Source organism: Subdoligranulum sp. DSM 23681 (assembly GCF_057005535.1).
In genome coordinates, this window is the sequence record NZ_CM168050.1 from 508,989 (window position 1) to 522,977 (window position 13,989).

Here is a 13,989-nt window from a genome sequence, read left to right on the forward strand (position 1 = left end):
AAAGGAGAGTATCATGGCAAATTTTCTGACCCGATTTTTTCACAGCATCAGCGAGGGACTGCACAACATGTTTACCAAAGATATCGGCATCGACCTGGGCACCGCCAACACCCTGGTGTACATGAAAGGCCGCGGCATCATCATGCGGGAACCCAGCGTGGTGGCAGTGGATACCCGCACCGACGAACTGCGGGTGCGCAGCGTGGGCCACGAAGCCAAGGCGGTCATCGGCCGGGCGCCGGGGTCCATTGTGGCGGTGCGCCCCCTGAAGGACGGCGTCATCGCCGACTTTGACATCACCGCCGCCATGCTCCAGAGTTTCATCCGTCAGGCCTGCGGCAAAAGCCTGTTTGCCCGTCCCCGGGTGGTCATCTGCGTGCCTTCCGGCGTGACTGAGGTGGAGCGTCGGGCCGTGCGGCAGGCTGCTGTACGGGCGGGTGCCAAACAGGTCACGGTGATCGAGGAACCCATGGCCGCCGCCATTGGTGCCGGTTTGCCCACCACCGACCCGGTGGGCAGCATGATCGTGGATATCGGCGGCGGCACTGCCGAGGTGGCGGTGATCAGTCTGTCCGGTATTGTGGCCATCCGCAGCGTGCGCTGTGCCGGCGACGCCCTGGACCAGAGCATCATTGCCTTTATCAAGCGGAAATACAATCTGCTGGTGGGCGAACGCACCGCCGAGCAGATCAAGATGGAGATCGGCTCCGCCTGTCCCCAGGACCCCGAGACCTCCATGGAGATCAAAGGACGCAATCTGGTGGACGGTCTGCCCAAGGACATCCTGATCCGCTCCGAGGAGGTGCGGGAGGCCATGAATGAGTGCCTGCTGCGCATTGTGGACGCCATCAAGGATACCCTGGAATGCACCCCGCCGGAACTTTCCAGCGACATCATCGACCGGGGCATCATGCTCTCCGGCGGCGGTGCCCTGCTGCGCGGGCTGGACACCCTGATCCAGAACGAGACCGGCATTGAGGTGCACATTGCCGAGGCGCCCCTGGACTGTGTGGCCCTGGGCGCCGGTGCCGTGCTGGACCGTCCTTCCCTGGCCGGTCAGCGGCGGGAAGAACCCAGCTACCTGTAAAGGGTCCTTTTCCCTCCTCCAACAACAGCAAAAGAGGCTTCCCTTCAGAGGGAAGCCTCTTTTTTTATTTGGTTCTTACTGGGGAGCGGTGCGCTGTTCCGTCTCCCAGGCGCTGAGCAATGAAGCCGCCGCCTGTTCCAGATTTTCCCTGGCAGTGACCACCGCCTGGGTGTCCGCCGGAGACATGGTCTCGGCTTTCTTGCGGCGGGTCTGCTTTTCCAGCGCTTTTTCCGCGTCCTTGATGCGGCCTTTGCTCTCCCTGTCCAGGGCTTTGCCCACCTTGCTGCCCAGCGCCATGTTCACCCGGTACAGGGCGCTTTCGGCGGCATTCAGCGCCTCCACAGCGGCCTTGCGCTCCTTGTCCTGTCCGGCGTACATGGCCGCGTCCCGCATGGCCCGCTGGATCTCCTCCTCGCTCAGGTTGGAGGTGCCGGTGATGGTGATGCTCTGCTGCTTGCCAGTGCCCAGATCCTTGGCACTGACCGTCACGATTCCGTTGGCGTCGATGTCAAAAGTCACTTCGATCTGCGGCACACCGGCCCAGGCTCGCTTGATGCCTTTCAGGGTAAAGGTGCCCAGCAGCTTGTTGTCCCGGGCAAACTCCCGCTCCCCCTGCAGCACCTTGATTTCCACGGTGGACTGGAAGGGGGCGGCGGTGGTGAAGATCTTGGAAAACCGGGTGGGAATGGTGGAGTTGCGCTCGATCAGGTGGGTAGCCACACCGCCCACCGTCTCGATGGAAAGGGTCAGCGGCGTCACATCCATGAGCAGCAGGCTCTCTCCCCCGCTGGCCAGCACCTCGCCCCCCAGCCGTCCCCCCTGTACGGCAGCTCCCAGGGCCACACATTCATCCGGGTTCAGGGTCTTGGAGGGTTCCAGATCCACCATCCGCATTACCTTGGCCTGCACCGCGGGGATGCGGGTGGAACCGCCCACCAGCAGTACCTGGTCCAGATCGTTGGCCGCCAGCCCCGCGTCCCGCAGGGCGTTTTTCACCGGCAATGCGGTCCGCTCCACCAGATCGGAGGTGAGCTCATCGAACTTGGCCCGGGTCAGGGTACGCTGCAGATGCAGGGGGCCGGTGGCGGTGGTGGCAATGAAGGGCAGGTTGATCTCGACCTGTCGGGCGCTGGATAGTTCTTTTTTGGCCTTTTCCGATTCCTCCCGCAGGCGCTGGACCGCCACAGGGTCATTGTGCAGGTCGATGCCGTGCTCGGTGCGGAAATCTTCCATCAGCCAGTTAGCAACGCGCTCATCAAAGTCATCGCCGCCCAGATGGTTGTCGCCGCAGGTGGCCAGCACCTGCACGATGCCGTCCCCGATCTGGATCAGGGAGACATCAAAGGTCCCGCCGCCCAGGTCGTAGACCATGACGGTCTGGGCCTTGCCGTTGTCCAGCCCGTATGCCAGGGCCGCGGCTGTGGGTTCATTGATGATGCGCCGGACATTCAGGCCGGCAATGCGTCCGGCATCTTTGGTGGCCTGCCGCTGGGCATCATTGAAGTAGGCCGGCACGGTGATGACGGCCTCGGTCACCGGTTCGCCCAGATAGGCCTCGGCGTCCGCCCGCAGTTTCTGCAGGATCAGGGCGCTGATCTCCTGGGGTGTATAGCATTTTCCATCAATGGGGATGCGGACATCACTGCCCATCCTTCGCTTGACGCTGCTGACGGTACGGTCCGCATTGGTGACGGCCTGCCTCTTGGCAGGGTCCCCCACCAGGCGTTCCCCCGTTTTGGTAAAGGCCACCACCGAAGGTGTGGTGCGCTGGCCTTCCCTGTTGGGGATGACGACCGGACGGCCGCCTTCCACCACCGCCACACAGCTGTTGGTGGTGCCCAAATCAATTCCGATGATCTTGCCCATTGCGTGTAAGTTCCTTTCCGAAAAAAGCCGGCCCGCAATGCCGGTTCGGTACGGCAGCCCCGCAGACTCCGCACCCTGTTTATCCTTATTTTAGCGCGCAGGCCCTCCGAATGTGTTGCCAAATCGTAAACAGTATGCGAAAATTGCGGGACTGCGCTCTCCTGGCCCTTTGGGTTGACGATGCAGCATGGGAATGGTATATTTTGTACTATACCTTATATGGTGTACATATCAGAACAGGAGTCGTTTTTCGTGACGCAAAATTATACAAGCCGTGATATTTACAAGCAATTATACAGCGAGATCATGTCTCTGCAGCGCAAACCGGGCGCTGTGCTGCGGGAAAATGCCCTGTGCGAGGAGTTCGGCGTTTCCCGCACTCCCATCCGCAGCGTGCTCCAGGAGCTGCGCATTGCCGGCCTGATCGAGGTCACCCCCTACAAATCCACCCATGTGACCCGCCTGGATTTTGATACCATCAGCCAGCAGATCTATCTGCGGGTGGCGGTGGAGACGGCGGTGCTGCTGGACTTCTGCGCCCTGTGTACCCCGGAGCAGATGGAACAGCTGCAGGCACGCAACAACGCCCTGCGGCGGCTGGTGGCCCAGCCGGATCCCGTACCGGAGGCGTTCTATCATCTGGACAGCTGCCTGCACGAATACTGGTTCACCGCCACCGGCAAGGATCAGCTGTGGAAGCTGATCCAGACCAACCAGAACAGCTATTCCCGGTTCCGGATGCTGGATCTGGTGGAAGCCCGCAATTTCGAGGAGATCGTGCGGGAGCATGACGACCTTTTGCAGGCCATCGCCGACAAGGATGCCGACCGGGTTCGGGCGGTGTGTTCCAAGCATCTGTACGGCGGTGTGACCCGCCTTGGCCAGGAGCTGCCCACCAAATTTGCCGACTACTTTGTGCCTGGGACCCGCTGGCCGGACCCGGCACGGAAAAAAGATACGGCCAGCCAATCATAAAGGAGGGATGGATATGGGACGTTCGGCAACGGTGACCCGCCAGACCCGGGAGACCCGTGTGACCGTGACCATCGATCTGGACGGAACGGGGCGCGCCGACCTGCACACCGGCATCGGTTTTTTCGACCACATGCTGGACGGGTTTGCCCGCCACGGGCTGTTCGACCTGACCGTCAAGTGTGAGGGCGATCTGTTTGTGGACAGTCATCACACCATCGAGGACACCGGCATCACCCTGGGCATGGCCATTGCCAAGGCCCTGGGCGACAAGGCGGGGATCGTGCGGTACGGCAGCTGCATGCTGCCCATGGACGAGACCCTGTCCCTGTGCGCCGTGGACCTGGGCGGCCGGCCGTACCTGGTGTACGATGCGGCGTTTGCCGCCCAGAACTGCGGCGGCATGGACACCCAGATGGCCCGGGAGTTTTTCTATGCCGTGTCCTACACGGCAGCCATGAACCTGCACCTGAAGGTGCTGTACGGTGAAAACGACCACCACAAACTGGAGGCGCTGTTCAAGGCCTTTGCCAAGGCCCTGGACGCCGCCACCCGCCAGGATCCCCGCATTGAGGGGGTCCTTTCCACCAAGGGCAGCCTGTGACCGCCCGCCTGATGAAAGGAGCTTGCCATGTACCAGGATATGATGAACACCATCGGCTTTGTGGAAGCCGCCGACCCCGAACTGGGCGCCGCCATGCAGCGCGAACTGGGACGCCAGCGCCAGAACATTGAGCTGATTGCCAGCGAGAACATTGTCTCCCCCGCCGTCATGGCCGCCATGGGCAGTGTGCTCACCAACAAATATGCCGAGGGTTACCCCGGGCACCGCTATTACGGCGGCTGCCAGTATGTGGACGAGGTGGAGAACATCGCCATCCGCCGTGCCTGTGAGCTGTTCGGCGCCAAGTACGCCAACGTACAGCCCCATTCCGGCGCCCAGGCCAACCTGGCCGTCTACTTTGCCCTGCTCAATGTGGGGGATACCGTCATGGGCATGGATCTGTCCCAGGGCGGGCACCTGACCCACGGTTCCCCGGTGAACATGAGCGGCAAGAACTACCACTTCGTCTCCTACGGCGTCAACGAGAACGGATTCATCGACTACGATGCTCTGGCCAAGCAGGTGGCCAAGGTCCGGCCCAAGCTGCTGGTGGCCGGTGCTTCCGCCTATCCCCGGGCCATCGACTTTGAAAAGCTGGGCCAGATCGCCCACGGCTACGGCGCCATGCTTATGGTGGATATGGCCCACATCGCTGGCCTGGTGGCCGGCGGCATGCACCAGAACCCGGTTCCGTACGCCGATGTGGTGACCACCACCACCCACAAGACCCTGCGCGGTCCCCGGGGCGGCCTGATCCTGACCAACAACGAATACATTGCCAAGCGCATCAACTCCGCCATCTTCCCCGGCACCCAGGGCGGCCCGCTGGAACATGTGATCGCCGCCAAGGCGGTCTGCTTCGGGGAAGCCCTCTCCCCCGCCTTCAAGGAGTATGCCCGCAAGATCGTGGAGAACGCCGCGGCCCTGGCTGACGGCCTGACCGCCCGGGGTGTGAAGCTGGTGTCCGGCGGCACCGACAACCACCTGATGCTGGTGGACCTGAGCGAGGAAAACTGCACCGGCAAGGAGCTGGAGCACAATCTGGACGAGGTGCACATCACCGCCAACAAGAACACCGTTCCCGGTGAAAAGCGCAGTCCTTTTGTGACCAGCGGCGTTCGTCTGGGCACCCCCGCCGTGACCACCCGCGGCATGGGACCTGCGGAAATGAAGATCATTGCCGACTGCATTGCCGACTGCATCTTCGACTTCGACAACAAGAAAGAGGACGTGGCGGCACGGGTGGCCGATCTGACCGCGCGGTTCCCCCTGTATGAATAAAATAAAGTGAGGCGTATACCCTTTTATGATCCGTTTTGAATGTGACTACGGCGAGGGTGCGGCCGCCCCGGTACTGGACGCACTCTGCCGCACCAATCTGGAACAGACCCCCGGCTACGGGGAGGACACCTACTGCGAACAGGCCCGGGCGCGCATCCGCACCCTGTGCGACGCTCCCGATGCCGATGTACAGTTCCTGGTGGGCGCCACCCAGGCCAACTTCACGGTGATCGATGCCGCTCTCAAGCCCTGGCAGGGGGTTCTGTGCGCGGACAGCGGGCACATCCATGTGCACGAGACCGGTGCCGTGGAGGCCACCGGTCACAAGTGCCTGACCCTGCCCAACCATAACGGCAAGATCACGGGCGCCCAGGTACGGGCCGCCGTGGATGCCCACTGGGCCAACCCCAGCCATGAACACGAGGTTCAGCCCGGCATGGTGTACATCTCCAACCCCACCGAATGGGGCACCCTGTATTCCAAAAACGAGCTGACCGAGCTTTCTCAGGTCTGCCGTGCCTGCGGACTGTACCTCTTTGTGGACGGTGCCCGCATGGCCTACGGCCTGACCAGCGAGGCCAACGACCTGACCCTGAAGGACTACGCTGCCCTGTGCGACGCCTTCTATCTGGGCGGCACCAAGTGCGGGGCTCTCTTCGGCGAGGCGCTGGTGCTGGTCAATCCCGCTTTACAGAAAGATTTCCGCTACGCCATCAAGCAGCACGGCGGCATGCTGGCCAAGGGCCGGCTGCTGGGGCTGCAGTTCCTGGCCCTGCTGGAGGGCGAAGGCGACGCCATGCCTTATCTGGCATTGGCCAAAAAGGCCGACGCCCAGGCCATGCGCATCCGGGACGCCTTTGCGGCCAAGGGATGCTCCATGCGGTACGAGTCCCCCACCAACCAGCAGTTCCCCATCCTGCCGGACGGCTGGCTGCAGAAGCTGGAAGAGAAGTACAGCGTCAGCGAGATGGGGAGCGTGGAACCCGGCAAGACCCTGGTACGGTTCTGCACCAGCTGGGCCACCCGGGACGAGGACGTGGATGCCCTGCTCCGGGATATTGCCGCCCTGTAACCTGCAAGTAAATCACCAAACACAAACCCCCGCCTTCCGTGGCCACGGAAGGCGGGGGTTTGTGTTGCTTGCCATATGTAAAGGGGGAGTTTATGTAAAGCCGGTTGGGGACCGGCGTTGTTGGTTGTCTGGCCTTTGCCGGATCTTTGACCGCGATTGCGGCCGTTCCTCGCATTGGCAAAGGGCGCAGTAAGTAGGTTTCGGCCTTTGAGCCGTTTGTCTTTTGTTTTTCAGTTCCTTTTGACAGTTATAAGTATACAGGGAGATTGTGGCAAACGTATAAAAGGGGTTTGAAGAAATTGGTAACAAAATTTGAACGAATTGTGACCGACAGAATCTGCCCCATCCGAAGAAAAAGCCCGCCGCCGGCGGTCTGCCGGGGACGGGCGTTGCTGTATGGAAACGATTGCCGGTTACTTGCGCAGGCGCTTGTCACAGCGGACGGCCAGCCAGGTGCCGATGGACTGGAAGATCTGCACCATGACCACCAGCAGCACGGTGGCCACCACCATGATGAGGTACTTGTAACGGTAGTAGCCGTAGTTGATGGCGATCTGGCCCAGACCACCGCCGCCGATGATGCCGGCCATGGCCGAGTAACCCAGGATGGTGGTCATGGCGATGGTGGCGTTGGCGATCAGACTGGGCAGGCTTTCGGGGATCATCACCTTGGTGATGATCTGCATGGGAGTGGCGCCCATACTCTGGGCCGCTTCGATCACGCCGCCGTCCACCTCCCGCAGGCTGGTTTCCACCAGGCGGGAGACGAAGGGGAAGGACGCAATGAACAGCGGGATGATGGAAGCTGGGGTGCCGATGGAAGTGCCCAGCACAAACATGGACAAGGGCAGCACCGCGATCATCAGGATCAAAAAGGGCACACTGCGCAGCAGGTTGATGACCGCATTGAGCAGGGTCATGAGCCAACCGGGCAGCGGCAGGACGCCGTCCTTCTCCCCTGCCACCAGCAGCACGCCCAGGGGCAGGCCCACCACCATGGCCAGCAAGGTGGAGATGGCAGTGGCGTAAAAGCTTTCCCAGGTGGCGAAAGGCAGGTTGGGCAGATTGTCCATCAGGACCTGCCATTCATCCGAAGCAAACAGAAATTCCATTATGCCTGTACCTCCTCATACGTCAGACCGGGATAGGTGCGGATATAGGCGATGGCCTTTTCGGCCTCATCGGCGTTATCGGGCAGAGCCAGGAGCATGCTGCCCAGGGTCTGGCCGTTGACGATGCGGGTGTCCGCCGCCACGATGGAGACCAGGGCCCCGCACTCGATGGCCAGACTGGCCACCAGAGGCTTGTCGGTGGTCTGGGTGCCGTTGAAGGCCACCCGGACCAGACGGTGACCGGCGGGCAGTTCGCCCTGGGGCGCACCGGCCGGGAAGACCAGACGGCGGGCCGCCGGGGTCTTGGGGTTGGAGAAGATCTCCGCCACGGAGCCCTGCTCCACCACCTTGCCGGCGTCCAGGATGGCCACATTCTGGCAGACCTGTTCCACCACGCTCATCTGATGGGTGATGATGACCACCGTGATGCCCAGCTCCTTGTTGATGTTCTGGATCAGCTGCAGGATGGCATGGGTGGTGTTGGGGTCCAGGGCACTGGTGGCTTCGTCGCACAGCAGGACCTTGGGGTCGGTGGCCAGGGCACGGGCGATGGCCACCCGCTGTTTCTGGCCGCCGGAAAGCTGGGCCGGGTAGCTTTCGGCCTTATCGGGCAGGCCCACCAGTTCCAGCAGTTCCCGGGCACGGGCTTCGGCCTTCTCCTTGGGAACACCGGCCAGCTCCATGGGGAAGCAGACGTTTTTCAGGCAGTTGCGCTGCATGAGCAGGTTGAACTGCTGGAAGATCATGGCGATCTCCCGCCGCGCTTCCCGCAGGCCGCGGGCATCCAGGGTCTCCATCCGGCGTCCGTTGACGATGACGCTGCCCTCGTCCGGCTTTTCCAGCATATTGATGCAGCGCACCAGGGTGGACTTGCCTGCACCGGACATACCGATGATGCCGAAGATATCCCCGTCCTGGATGGTCAGGGAGATATCCTGGAGCGCGACCAGCGTGCCCGCCTTGGTGGCAAACCGTTTGGTCAGATGTTGCAGTTCGATCATGGTTGTGATTCCTCCCACAGGGCTTGTGCCAGGGCCCACGCCCTGGGCCGCAGACAGCCGCGTTGTGTTTTCATAAAAAGGGGAACGCCGGGTACCGGGCGTTCCCGCTTTTATGCTATCATGTTTTTCAGAAAATGGCAACCACAGCGCCGTGGTAGGTATCGGTGATGTAGTCCTTGACCTTCTGGCTCTTGAGGGCGGCGATGAGGGCCTTGGTGGCGGGAGTCTCCTCGTTGCCCTCCTTCACCACCAGCACGTTGGCGTAGGTCTGGGCGGCTTCGCTGTCGGCATCCTCGGCGGCAATGGCGTCATCGGCAGAGTAGAAGCCGGCTTCGGTGGCGTAGTTGCCGTTGATGACGGCCATATCCAGAGAGGCCAGCTGACGGGGCAGCTGGGCGGCCTCCATCTCCACGATGTTCAGGTTCTTGGGGTTGTCCACGATATCGTTCTTGGTGGCGGTCAGACCGGCGCCGTCCTTCAGGGTGATCAGGCCCTGGGCAGCCAGCAGCTGCAGGGCGCGGGCTTCGTTAGTGGTGTCGTTGGGCACGCCGATCTGAGCGCCGTCGGCCAGCTCATCCAGGGTCTTGGTCTTGCCCGGGTACAGGCCCAGGGGCTCGTAGTGGATGGCGGCCACACTCACCAGGTGGGTGCCGTTCTCCTCATTGAAGTTTTCCAGGTAGGGGCCGTGCTGGAAGTAGTTGGCATCCACTTCCCCGTTCTCGGTGGCCTTGTTGGGCTGGATGTAATCGGTGAATTCCACCACTTTCAGGTTGATGTCGGCTTCGGCCAGGATCTCACCCGCCACCTTCAGGATCTCGGCGTGGGGAACCGGAGAGGCAGCCACCGTGATGGTGGTGCCCTTGAGGGCCTCATAGTCCACGGTGGAGTCGAATCCATCCCCGGTCAGGGAGGTGGTTTCGGCGGTGGCGGTGTCGGAGGTGGCAGCGGTGCTGTCGGAAGCAGGCGCAGAGGTGCTTTCGGAAGCGGGTGCGCTGCCGCAGGCAGCCAGACTCAGGGTCAGGGCGGCGGCCAGCAGGCCGGACAGAAGTTTCTTCTTTTTCATGATGTGTTCTCCTTTATAATTCTATGGATTTGCACAAAGTGCGGGGACGGGGCGTTTTTTCAGCGGCGGCACATTCGCACACCGGGCTGACGGCACTTGGGGCCGGTCTTCATGAGAGCTCCTCCTTTTTTTTCATACAGGCAGGGACAGACAAACAAAAAAGCGGCAGGGCGCTTTCGGCGCCCTGCCGCTGCTGTTTCCTGCCTCAAGCCCCGAAAAACGGGCAAGGGGAAACATGCGCAGGTTGCCGAAGCCCACTGCACATGCACATCATCATACCATCACGGCGTTCGTTACAAGTCATGACAGCATCCCCTTTCCTGCAATTTCGGTTGGAATGCTGACAGTATACCCCCTTTGTCTGCCTGTGTCAAGCCTTTCGCCGCAAAAAAGAAGCGGGAAGCAAAGTTTTCCTATATTTTTTCTATGTTTTGCTTGCCTGAAGGCCGTAAAGTTGGTATGATAAGGGTGCTATCCTTTTGGAAGGGAGAATCCCCATGAAATTTTCGACCAAAGACCGCTATGCCCTGCGCCTGATGGTGGAACTGGCCAACCGCGGGCCGGAGGAAACCCTTTCCCTGAAAAGTGTGAGTGACAGCCAGGGCATCAGCCAGAAATATCTGGAACAGATCGTTACGCCCCTGTCGCGTGCCGGTCTGGTCAGCAGCAGCCGGGGCAGCCAGGGCGGCTACCGTCTGACCCGTCCGGCATCCGGCATCACGGCCGGGGATATCCTGCGCGCCATCGAGGGCGACCTGGTGCCCATCCCCTGTCTGGCCAGTCAGGCCGAAGCCTGTCCGCGCCGGTCCCAGTGCCATACCATCGGGTTTTGGGATGGGCTGCGTCAGGTCATCGACCAGTATGTGGACGGAATCACCCTGGAGCAGCTGTGCTCCATGAAGGCAGAAGATCTGCCCCTGCCCGATCTGGAATAAGAACCAAAAATGCCACCGGCCGGAATGGTCGGCGGCATTTTTGTATGTTCAGGCCGCGGGGGTCTGGTCAACGTTTTCGGTGGTGGTCTGATCCGCGGGGACCTGGTTTTCGGGAACTGTAGTGTCGGTGTTAGGTACAGGAGTTTCCACGACTTCCGGCGTCGGCATCGCTGTTGCCTCAGGCGTAGGATCCGGAGTCGGGACCGGAGTTGCTGTGGGAGTAGGCGCCGGTGTGGGCGCTTCCGTCGGCGCTTCCGTCGGCGCTTCCGTCGGCGCTGCTGTCGGAGCCACGGTGGGAGCAGCCGTCGGTTCGGCTGTGGGCGCGGCGGTGGGCTGCTCGGTGGGAGTCTCGGTGGCCTGCGCCTCACTGGAAGAGGAGGTGCTGCTGGAAGAGGACGGCGTGGTGGTGGTCACGGTGGAAGCCGTGCTGGCGCTCACATCCTTGTCCTCAATGTGCTTGGGCACGCTGGTCAGGGTCGGGCGGTCGTCCTCGGTGATATAGCTGTGGGTGCGGATGTATTCAAACAGCGCATCCATGGCCGTGCGGGTCAGATGGATGCCGTCGCTGGTTTCCACATAGCCGCTCTTGGCGTATCCGGTGGAAGAATCCTTCAGCACTTCGGCACTGTTGAGGAACTTCCAGTCGTTTTCCTTGCACATCTCCACGATGGCCTTGTTGTATTCGTCCACCTGGGTCTGGGTCAGGCTTTCGTTGGAATGCTGCTTGCCCAGAGGCGGAATGGAGTTGATGATGATGTCCACGCTGGGATAGGCTTCCTGCACCGCCTTGATGCCCTTTTCATAGCTTGCAATAAAATTGTCGGTGCTGTTGGAAGGGCTCAGATCGTTGGTGCCGAAGGTGATGATGACCCGCCGGGGCTGCATGATGGCCACCGCTTCGGGCATGGTCTTGTAGCCGGAAATTCCCTGGAACTTGACGCATTCGTAGGTAGCCAGGGATCTCGCCGACATACCCACAGACCCGATGGCATTGTCATAGGTGCAGTAATCGAACATGCGATACATACGCGCTGTATTGGAATCGCCCAGGAACAAGGTCTCGTCCACATACTCCTGACCGGCATCATCGCTCTGTTCCAGGATGGTGGAAGTATATTGGGCGGTGTCAATGGTATTCTGGTCCTTGTCGTAGCCCTGTTCATCCACCATTGCCTCGGTCCCCTGGCTGTCGGCGGAGTCCCCTGCCGGAAGGCTGAGCCCGTGCACAATGAGGAATGCCACCAGTGAAGTGACAAAAACCACGGCACAGCAGATGCCCAGTACAAAATACATTTTGCCCCTGGCATTGAGCCGGGACCAAAATCCCTGTTTTGTATTTCTCTTTTGTTTGCTTGACATAACGTTTCCTTCCTATGTGGGTTGGCAAAGCGCGTATGCGGCATTTCTTTTGTCGGTAACCGTTTTATTTTACACCTTTTTTCGGCAGGATGCCAGTGGTTTGCGGATTTTTACATAAATTGCACAAAAAAAGAACGTGTCTTCGCCCACAAGTATAAAAAGAGGCCGCCCGTCCGGCCGTTTCTGCGGTTGGGGACGGGCGGCCGGACGGCTGCGGGAAAGAACCGGTTACAGTTCGATCTCCTGCAGGCGCAGCAGCGCCAGGATATAGATCTTCAGCGCTTCGATAAGTTTGTCGAAGTTGGCACCCTCGTTGGCGCCGTGCATGGGGCCGGCAAATTCCGGCAGGGGCAGGTCGGCGTGTTCGGGGCCGAAGCTCACCGCATAGGGGAAGTGACGGGCATAGGTGCCGCCGCCCATGGTGAAAGGCTTCTGGTTTTCCCCGGTGACCTCGTTGTAGGTGTTGATAAGGGTCTGGATGGCCGGACTGCCGGCGTCGATATAGAAGGGTACCCGGCTGGTGAGGTTTTCCAGCTTGGCGGCAGTGCCGCACACCGCCTGCATGGCGGCGGTCAGCTTGTCGGCATCGGTGTTGGTGGGATAGCGGCAGTCAAATGTCTGGCGCAGGCAGCCATCCTTGCATTCGATGGTGCCGCCGATGATGGTCAGCGGGGTGAACAGGCCGTCATCCGCCGCAATGCCCAGGGCACTGCCGTCGGTGGAGGCATGCAGCTTGGCCAGGACCTGCAGATAGGCAGTCTCGGTCTCGGAGCAGACACCGCTTTCCAGCAGACAGCTGACAATGAGGCTGATGGCGTTGATGGTGCCTTCCGGCGTGGCGGCATGGCCGCTCTTGCCCACGGCACGGATGGTGGTCAGGCCGTTCTCCTCGGTGAAGGTCAGGCCGGCGCCTGCCTTCAGGCGGGAAGCCGGTACCGCCACCACGCAGAAAGCCCGGTCGGGCACGGCGTTGTGGGCCACACCGCCTGCAAAATCGCGGATGATGCCGCCTTCCAGCACCGGCGACACAAACTCGCCGTTAAAACCGCCCTTTTCGCCGTTGCACACCGGGAACTCAGCGTCCGGGGTGAAGCAGAAGGCAGGCTGCTCATAGTGTTCGGCGTAGTAGTCCACATCTTCCATGCGGGTCTCCTCGTTCACGCCCAGCAGGGCACGCACGGGATACTTGAGCGCCACGCCGTTGTCCTTGAGGTACTTCAGGGCATACAGGGTCAGAATGGCAGGGCCCTTGTCATCGGCCACACCGCGGCCCAGCAGCCAGCCGTCCCGCACCCGGACGGTGTAGGGGTCGGCATCCCAGCCATTGCCTTCGGGCACCACATCGCAGTGGGTGATGGTGGCCAGGTATTTCTGGCCATCGGCCACGGGGCCGGTCTCGGCCCAGCCGATGTAGCCGTCGGCATTGTGGGTGGCAAGACCCAGTTCAGCGGCAATTTCCAGCGCCTTGTCCAGGGCGGCGCGGGGTCCGGGGCCAAAGGGCGCACCGGGAGCAGGCGTGCCCTCCACGCTGGGCACAGCCACCAGACGGGTGATATCCCGCAGGATGGCGTCCCGGTTCTGTTCGGCAAAAGCATCGATCGATGCAAAACGCGGATCGTTCATGCAATATCCCTCCA

Annotated in this window: 12 protein-coding genes; 6 read left to right on the plus strand and 6 right to left on the minus strand. The window is 61.3% G+C overall.

The window, feature by feature from the left end; all coding sequences use genetic code 11:
* Window positions 1-67 precede the first annotated feature (67 nt).
* On the plus strand, window positions 68-1,087 hold the full coding sequence (gene mreB / locus AC127K_RS02535; protein ID WP_483722167.1) for a rod shape-determining protein MreB: 1,020 nt from the start codon (window positions 68-70) through the stop codon (window positions 1,085-1,087).
* 75 nt (window positions 1,088-1,162) lie between these two features.
* Here the strand turns inward: mreB and dnaK are convergent, their stop codons facing one another.
* On the minus strand, window positions 1,163-2,953 hold the full coding sequence (dnaK, locus tag AC127K_RS02540; RefSeq protein ID WP_483721444.1) for a molecular chaperone DnaK: 1,791 nt from the start codon (window positions 2,951-2,953) through the stop codon (window positions 1,163-1,165).
* 252 nt (window positions 2,954-3,205) lie between these two features.
* Between dnaK and AC127K_RS02545 the strand changes: the two genes are divergently transcribed.
* Genes AC127K_RS02545 through AC127K_RS02560 form a run of 4 tightly spaced genes read left to right on the plus strand, consistent with a single transcriptional unit; the run spans window position 3,206 to window position 6,882 of the window.
* A complete protein-coding gene (locus AC127K_RS02545) occupies window positions 3,206-3,928 on the plus strand; it encodes a GntR family transcriptional regulator (RefSeq protein WP_294539724.1) in 723 nt (240 codons plus the stop codon).
* Window positions 3,929-3,941: 13 nt separating this feature from the next.
* A complete protein-coding gene (gene hisB, locus AC127K_RS02550) occupies window positions 3,942-4,529 on the plus strand; it encodes an imidazoleglycerol-phosphate dehydratase HisB (protein WP_483721445.1) in 588 nt (195 codons plus the stop codon).
* Between the two features lie 27 nt (window positions 4,530-4,556).
* The gene (gene glyA / locus AC127K_RS02555; RefSeq protein ID WP_294539730.1) at window positions 4,557-5,810 is read left to right on the plus strand and encodes a serine hydroxymethyltransferase; all 1,254 of its coding nucleotides are present in this window, start codon (window positions 4,557-4,559) and stop codon (window positions 5,808-5,810) included.
* Window positions 5,811-5,835: 25 nt separating this feature from the next.
* Window positions 5,836-6,882 carry a threonine aldolase family protein gene (locus AC127K_RS02560; protein ID WP_483721446.1) on the plus strand — a complete coding sequence of 349 codons (1,047 nt, stop codon included), beginning with the start codon at window positions 5,836-5,838 and terminating at the stop codon, window positions 6,880-6,882.
* Window positions 6,883-7,295: 413 nt separating this feature from the next.
* On the opposite strand, the gene AC127K_RS02565 is transcribed toward AC127K_RS02560, so the two are convergent.
* From AC127K_RS02565 to AC127K_RS02575, 3 genes are all read right to left on the minus strand, one after another.
* Window positions 7,296-7,955 (minus strand): methionine ABC transporter permease, encoded by a 660-nt coding sequence (locus AC127K_RS02565; protein ID WP_294539817.1) that lies wholly within the window; start codon window positions 7,953-7,955, stop codon window positions 7,296-7,298.
* 38 nt (window positions 7,956-7,993) lie between these two features.
* A complete protein-coding gene (locus AC127K_RS02570) occupies window positions 7,994-8,995 on the minus strand; it encodes a methionine ABC transporter ATP-binding protein (RefSeq protein WP_294539736.1) in 1,002 nt (333 codons plus the stop codon).
* A gap of 127 nt (window positions 8,996-9,122) precedes the next feature.
* Window positions 9,123-10,058 (minus strand): MetQ/NlpA family ABC transporter substrate-binding protein, encoded by a 936-nt coding sequence (locus AC127K_RS02575; protein ID WP_483721447.1) that lies wholly within the window; start codon window positions 10,056-10,058, stop codon window positions 9,123-9,125.
* A gap of 497 nt (window positions 10,059-10,555) precedes the next feature.
* Here AC127K_RS02575 and AC127K_RS02580 point away from each other — a divergent pair, with 497 nt between their 5' ends.
* On the plus strand, window positions 10,556-10,993 hold the full coding sequence (locus AC127K_RS02580) for an RrF2 family transcriptional regulator (protein WP_483721448.1): 438 nt from the start codon (window positions 10,556-10,558) through the stop codon (window positions 10,991-10,993).
* A gap of 48 nt (window positions 10,994-11,041) precedes the next feature.
* Here the strand turns inward: AC127K_RS02580 and AC127K_RS02585 are convergent, their stop codons facing one another.
* Complete coding sequence (locus AC127K_RS02585) at window positions 11,042-12,286, minus strand: SGNH/GDSL hydrolase family protein (protein WP_483721449.1); 1,245 nt, start codon at window positions 12,284-12,286, stop codon at window positions 11,042-11,044.
* Between the two features lie 294 nt (window positions 12,287-12,580).
* Complete coding sequence (locus AC127K_RS02590) at window positions 12,581-13,975, minus strand: Sapep family Mn(2+)-dependent dipeptidase (protein ID WP_294539744.1); 1,395 nt, start codon at window positions 13,973-13,975, stop codon at window positions 12,581-12,583.
* Window positions 13,976-13,989 lie beyond the last annotated feature (14 nt).

What these genes read in the sequence shown, in the direction of transcription:
- AC127K_RS02575 (WP_483721447.1), bottom strand. Translation starts at nt 10,058, where the DNA reads ATGAAAAAGAAGAAACTTCTGTCCGGCCTGCTGGCCGCCGCCCTGACC.
- AC127K_RS02565 (WP_294539817.1), bottom strand. Translation starts at nt 7,955, where the DNA reads ATGGACAATCTGCCCAACCTGCCTTTCGCCACCTGGGAAAGCTTTTAC.
- dnaK (WP_483721444.1), bottom strand. Translation starts at nt 2,953, where the DNA reads ATGGGCAAGATCATCGGAATTGATTTGGGCACCACCAACAGCTGTGTG.
- AC127K_RS02580 (WP_483721448.1), top strand. Translation starts at nt 10,556, where the DNA reads ATGAAATTTTCGACCAAAGACCGCTATGCCCTGCGCCTGATGGTGGAA.
- glyA (WP_294539730.1), top strand. Translation starts at nt 4,557, where the DNA reads ATGTACCAGGATATGATGAACACCATCGGCTTTGTGGAAGCCGCCGAC.
- AC127K_RS02585 (WP_483721449.1), bottom strand. Translation starts at nt 12,286, where the DNA reads ATGTATTTTGTACTGGGCATCTGCTGTGCCGTGGTTTTTGTCACTTCA.
- AC127K_RS02560 (WP_483721446.1), top strand. Translation starts at nt 5,836, where the DNA reads ATGATCCGTTTTGAATGTGACTACGGCGAGGGTGCGGCCGCCCCGGTA.
- AC127K_RS02570 (WP_294539736.1), bottom strand. Translation starts at nt 8,995, where the DNA reads ATGATCGAACTGCAACATCTGACCAAACGGTTTGCCACCAAGGCGGGC.
- hisB (WP_483721445.1), top strand. Translation starts at nt 3,942, where the DNA reads ATGGGACGTTCGGCAACGGTGACCCGCCAGACCCGGGAGACCCGTGTG.
- AC127K_RS02590 (WP_294539744.1), bottom strand. Translation starts at nt 13,975, where the DNA reads ATGAACGATCCGCGTTTTGCATCGATCGATGCTTTTGCCGAACAGAAC.
- mreB (WP_483722167.1), top strand. Translation starts at nt 68, where the DNA reads ATGTTTACCAAAGATATCGGCATCGACCTGGGCACCGCCAACACCCTG.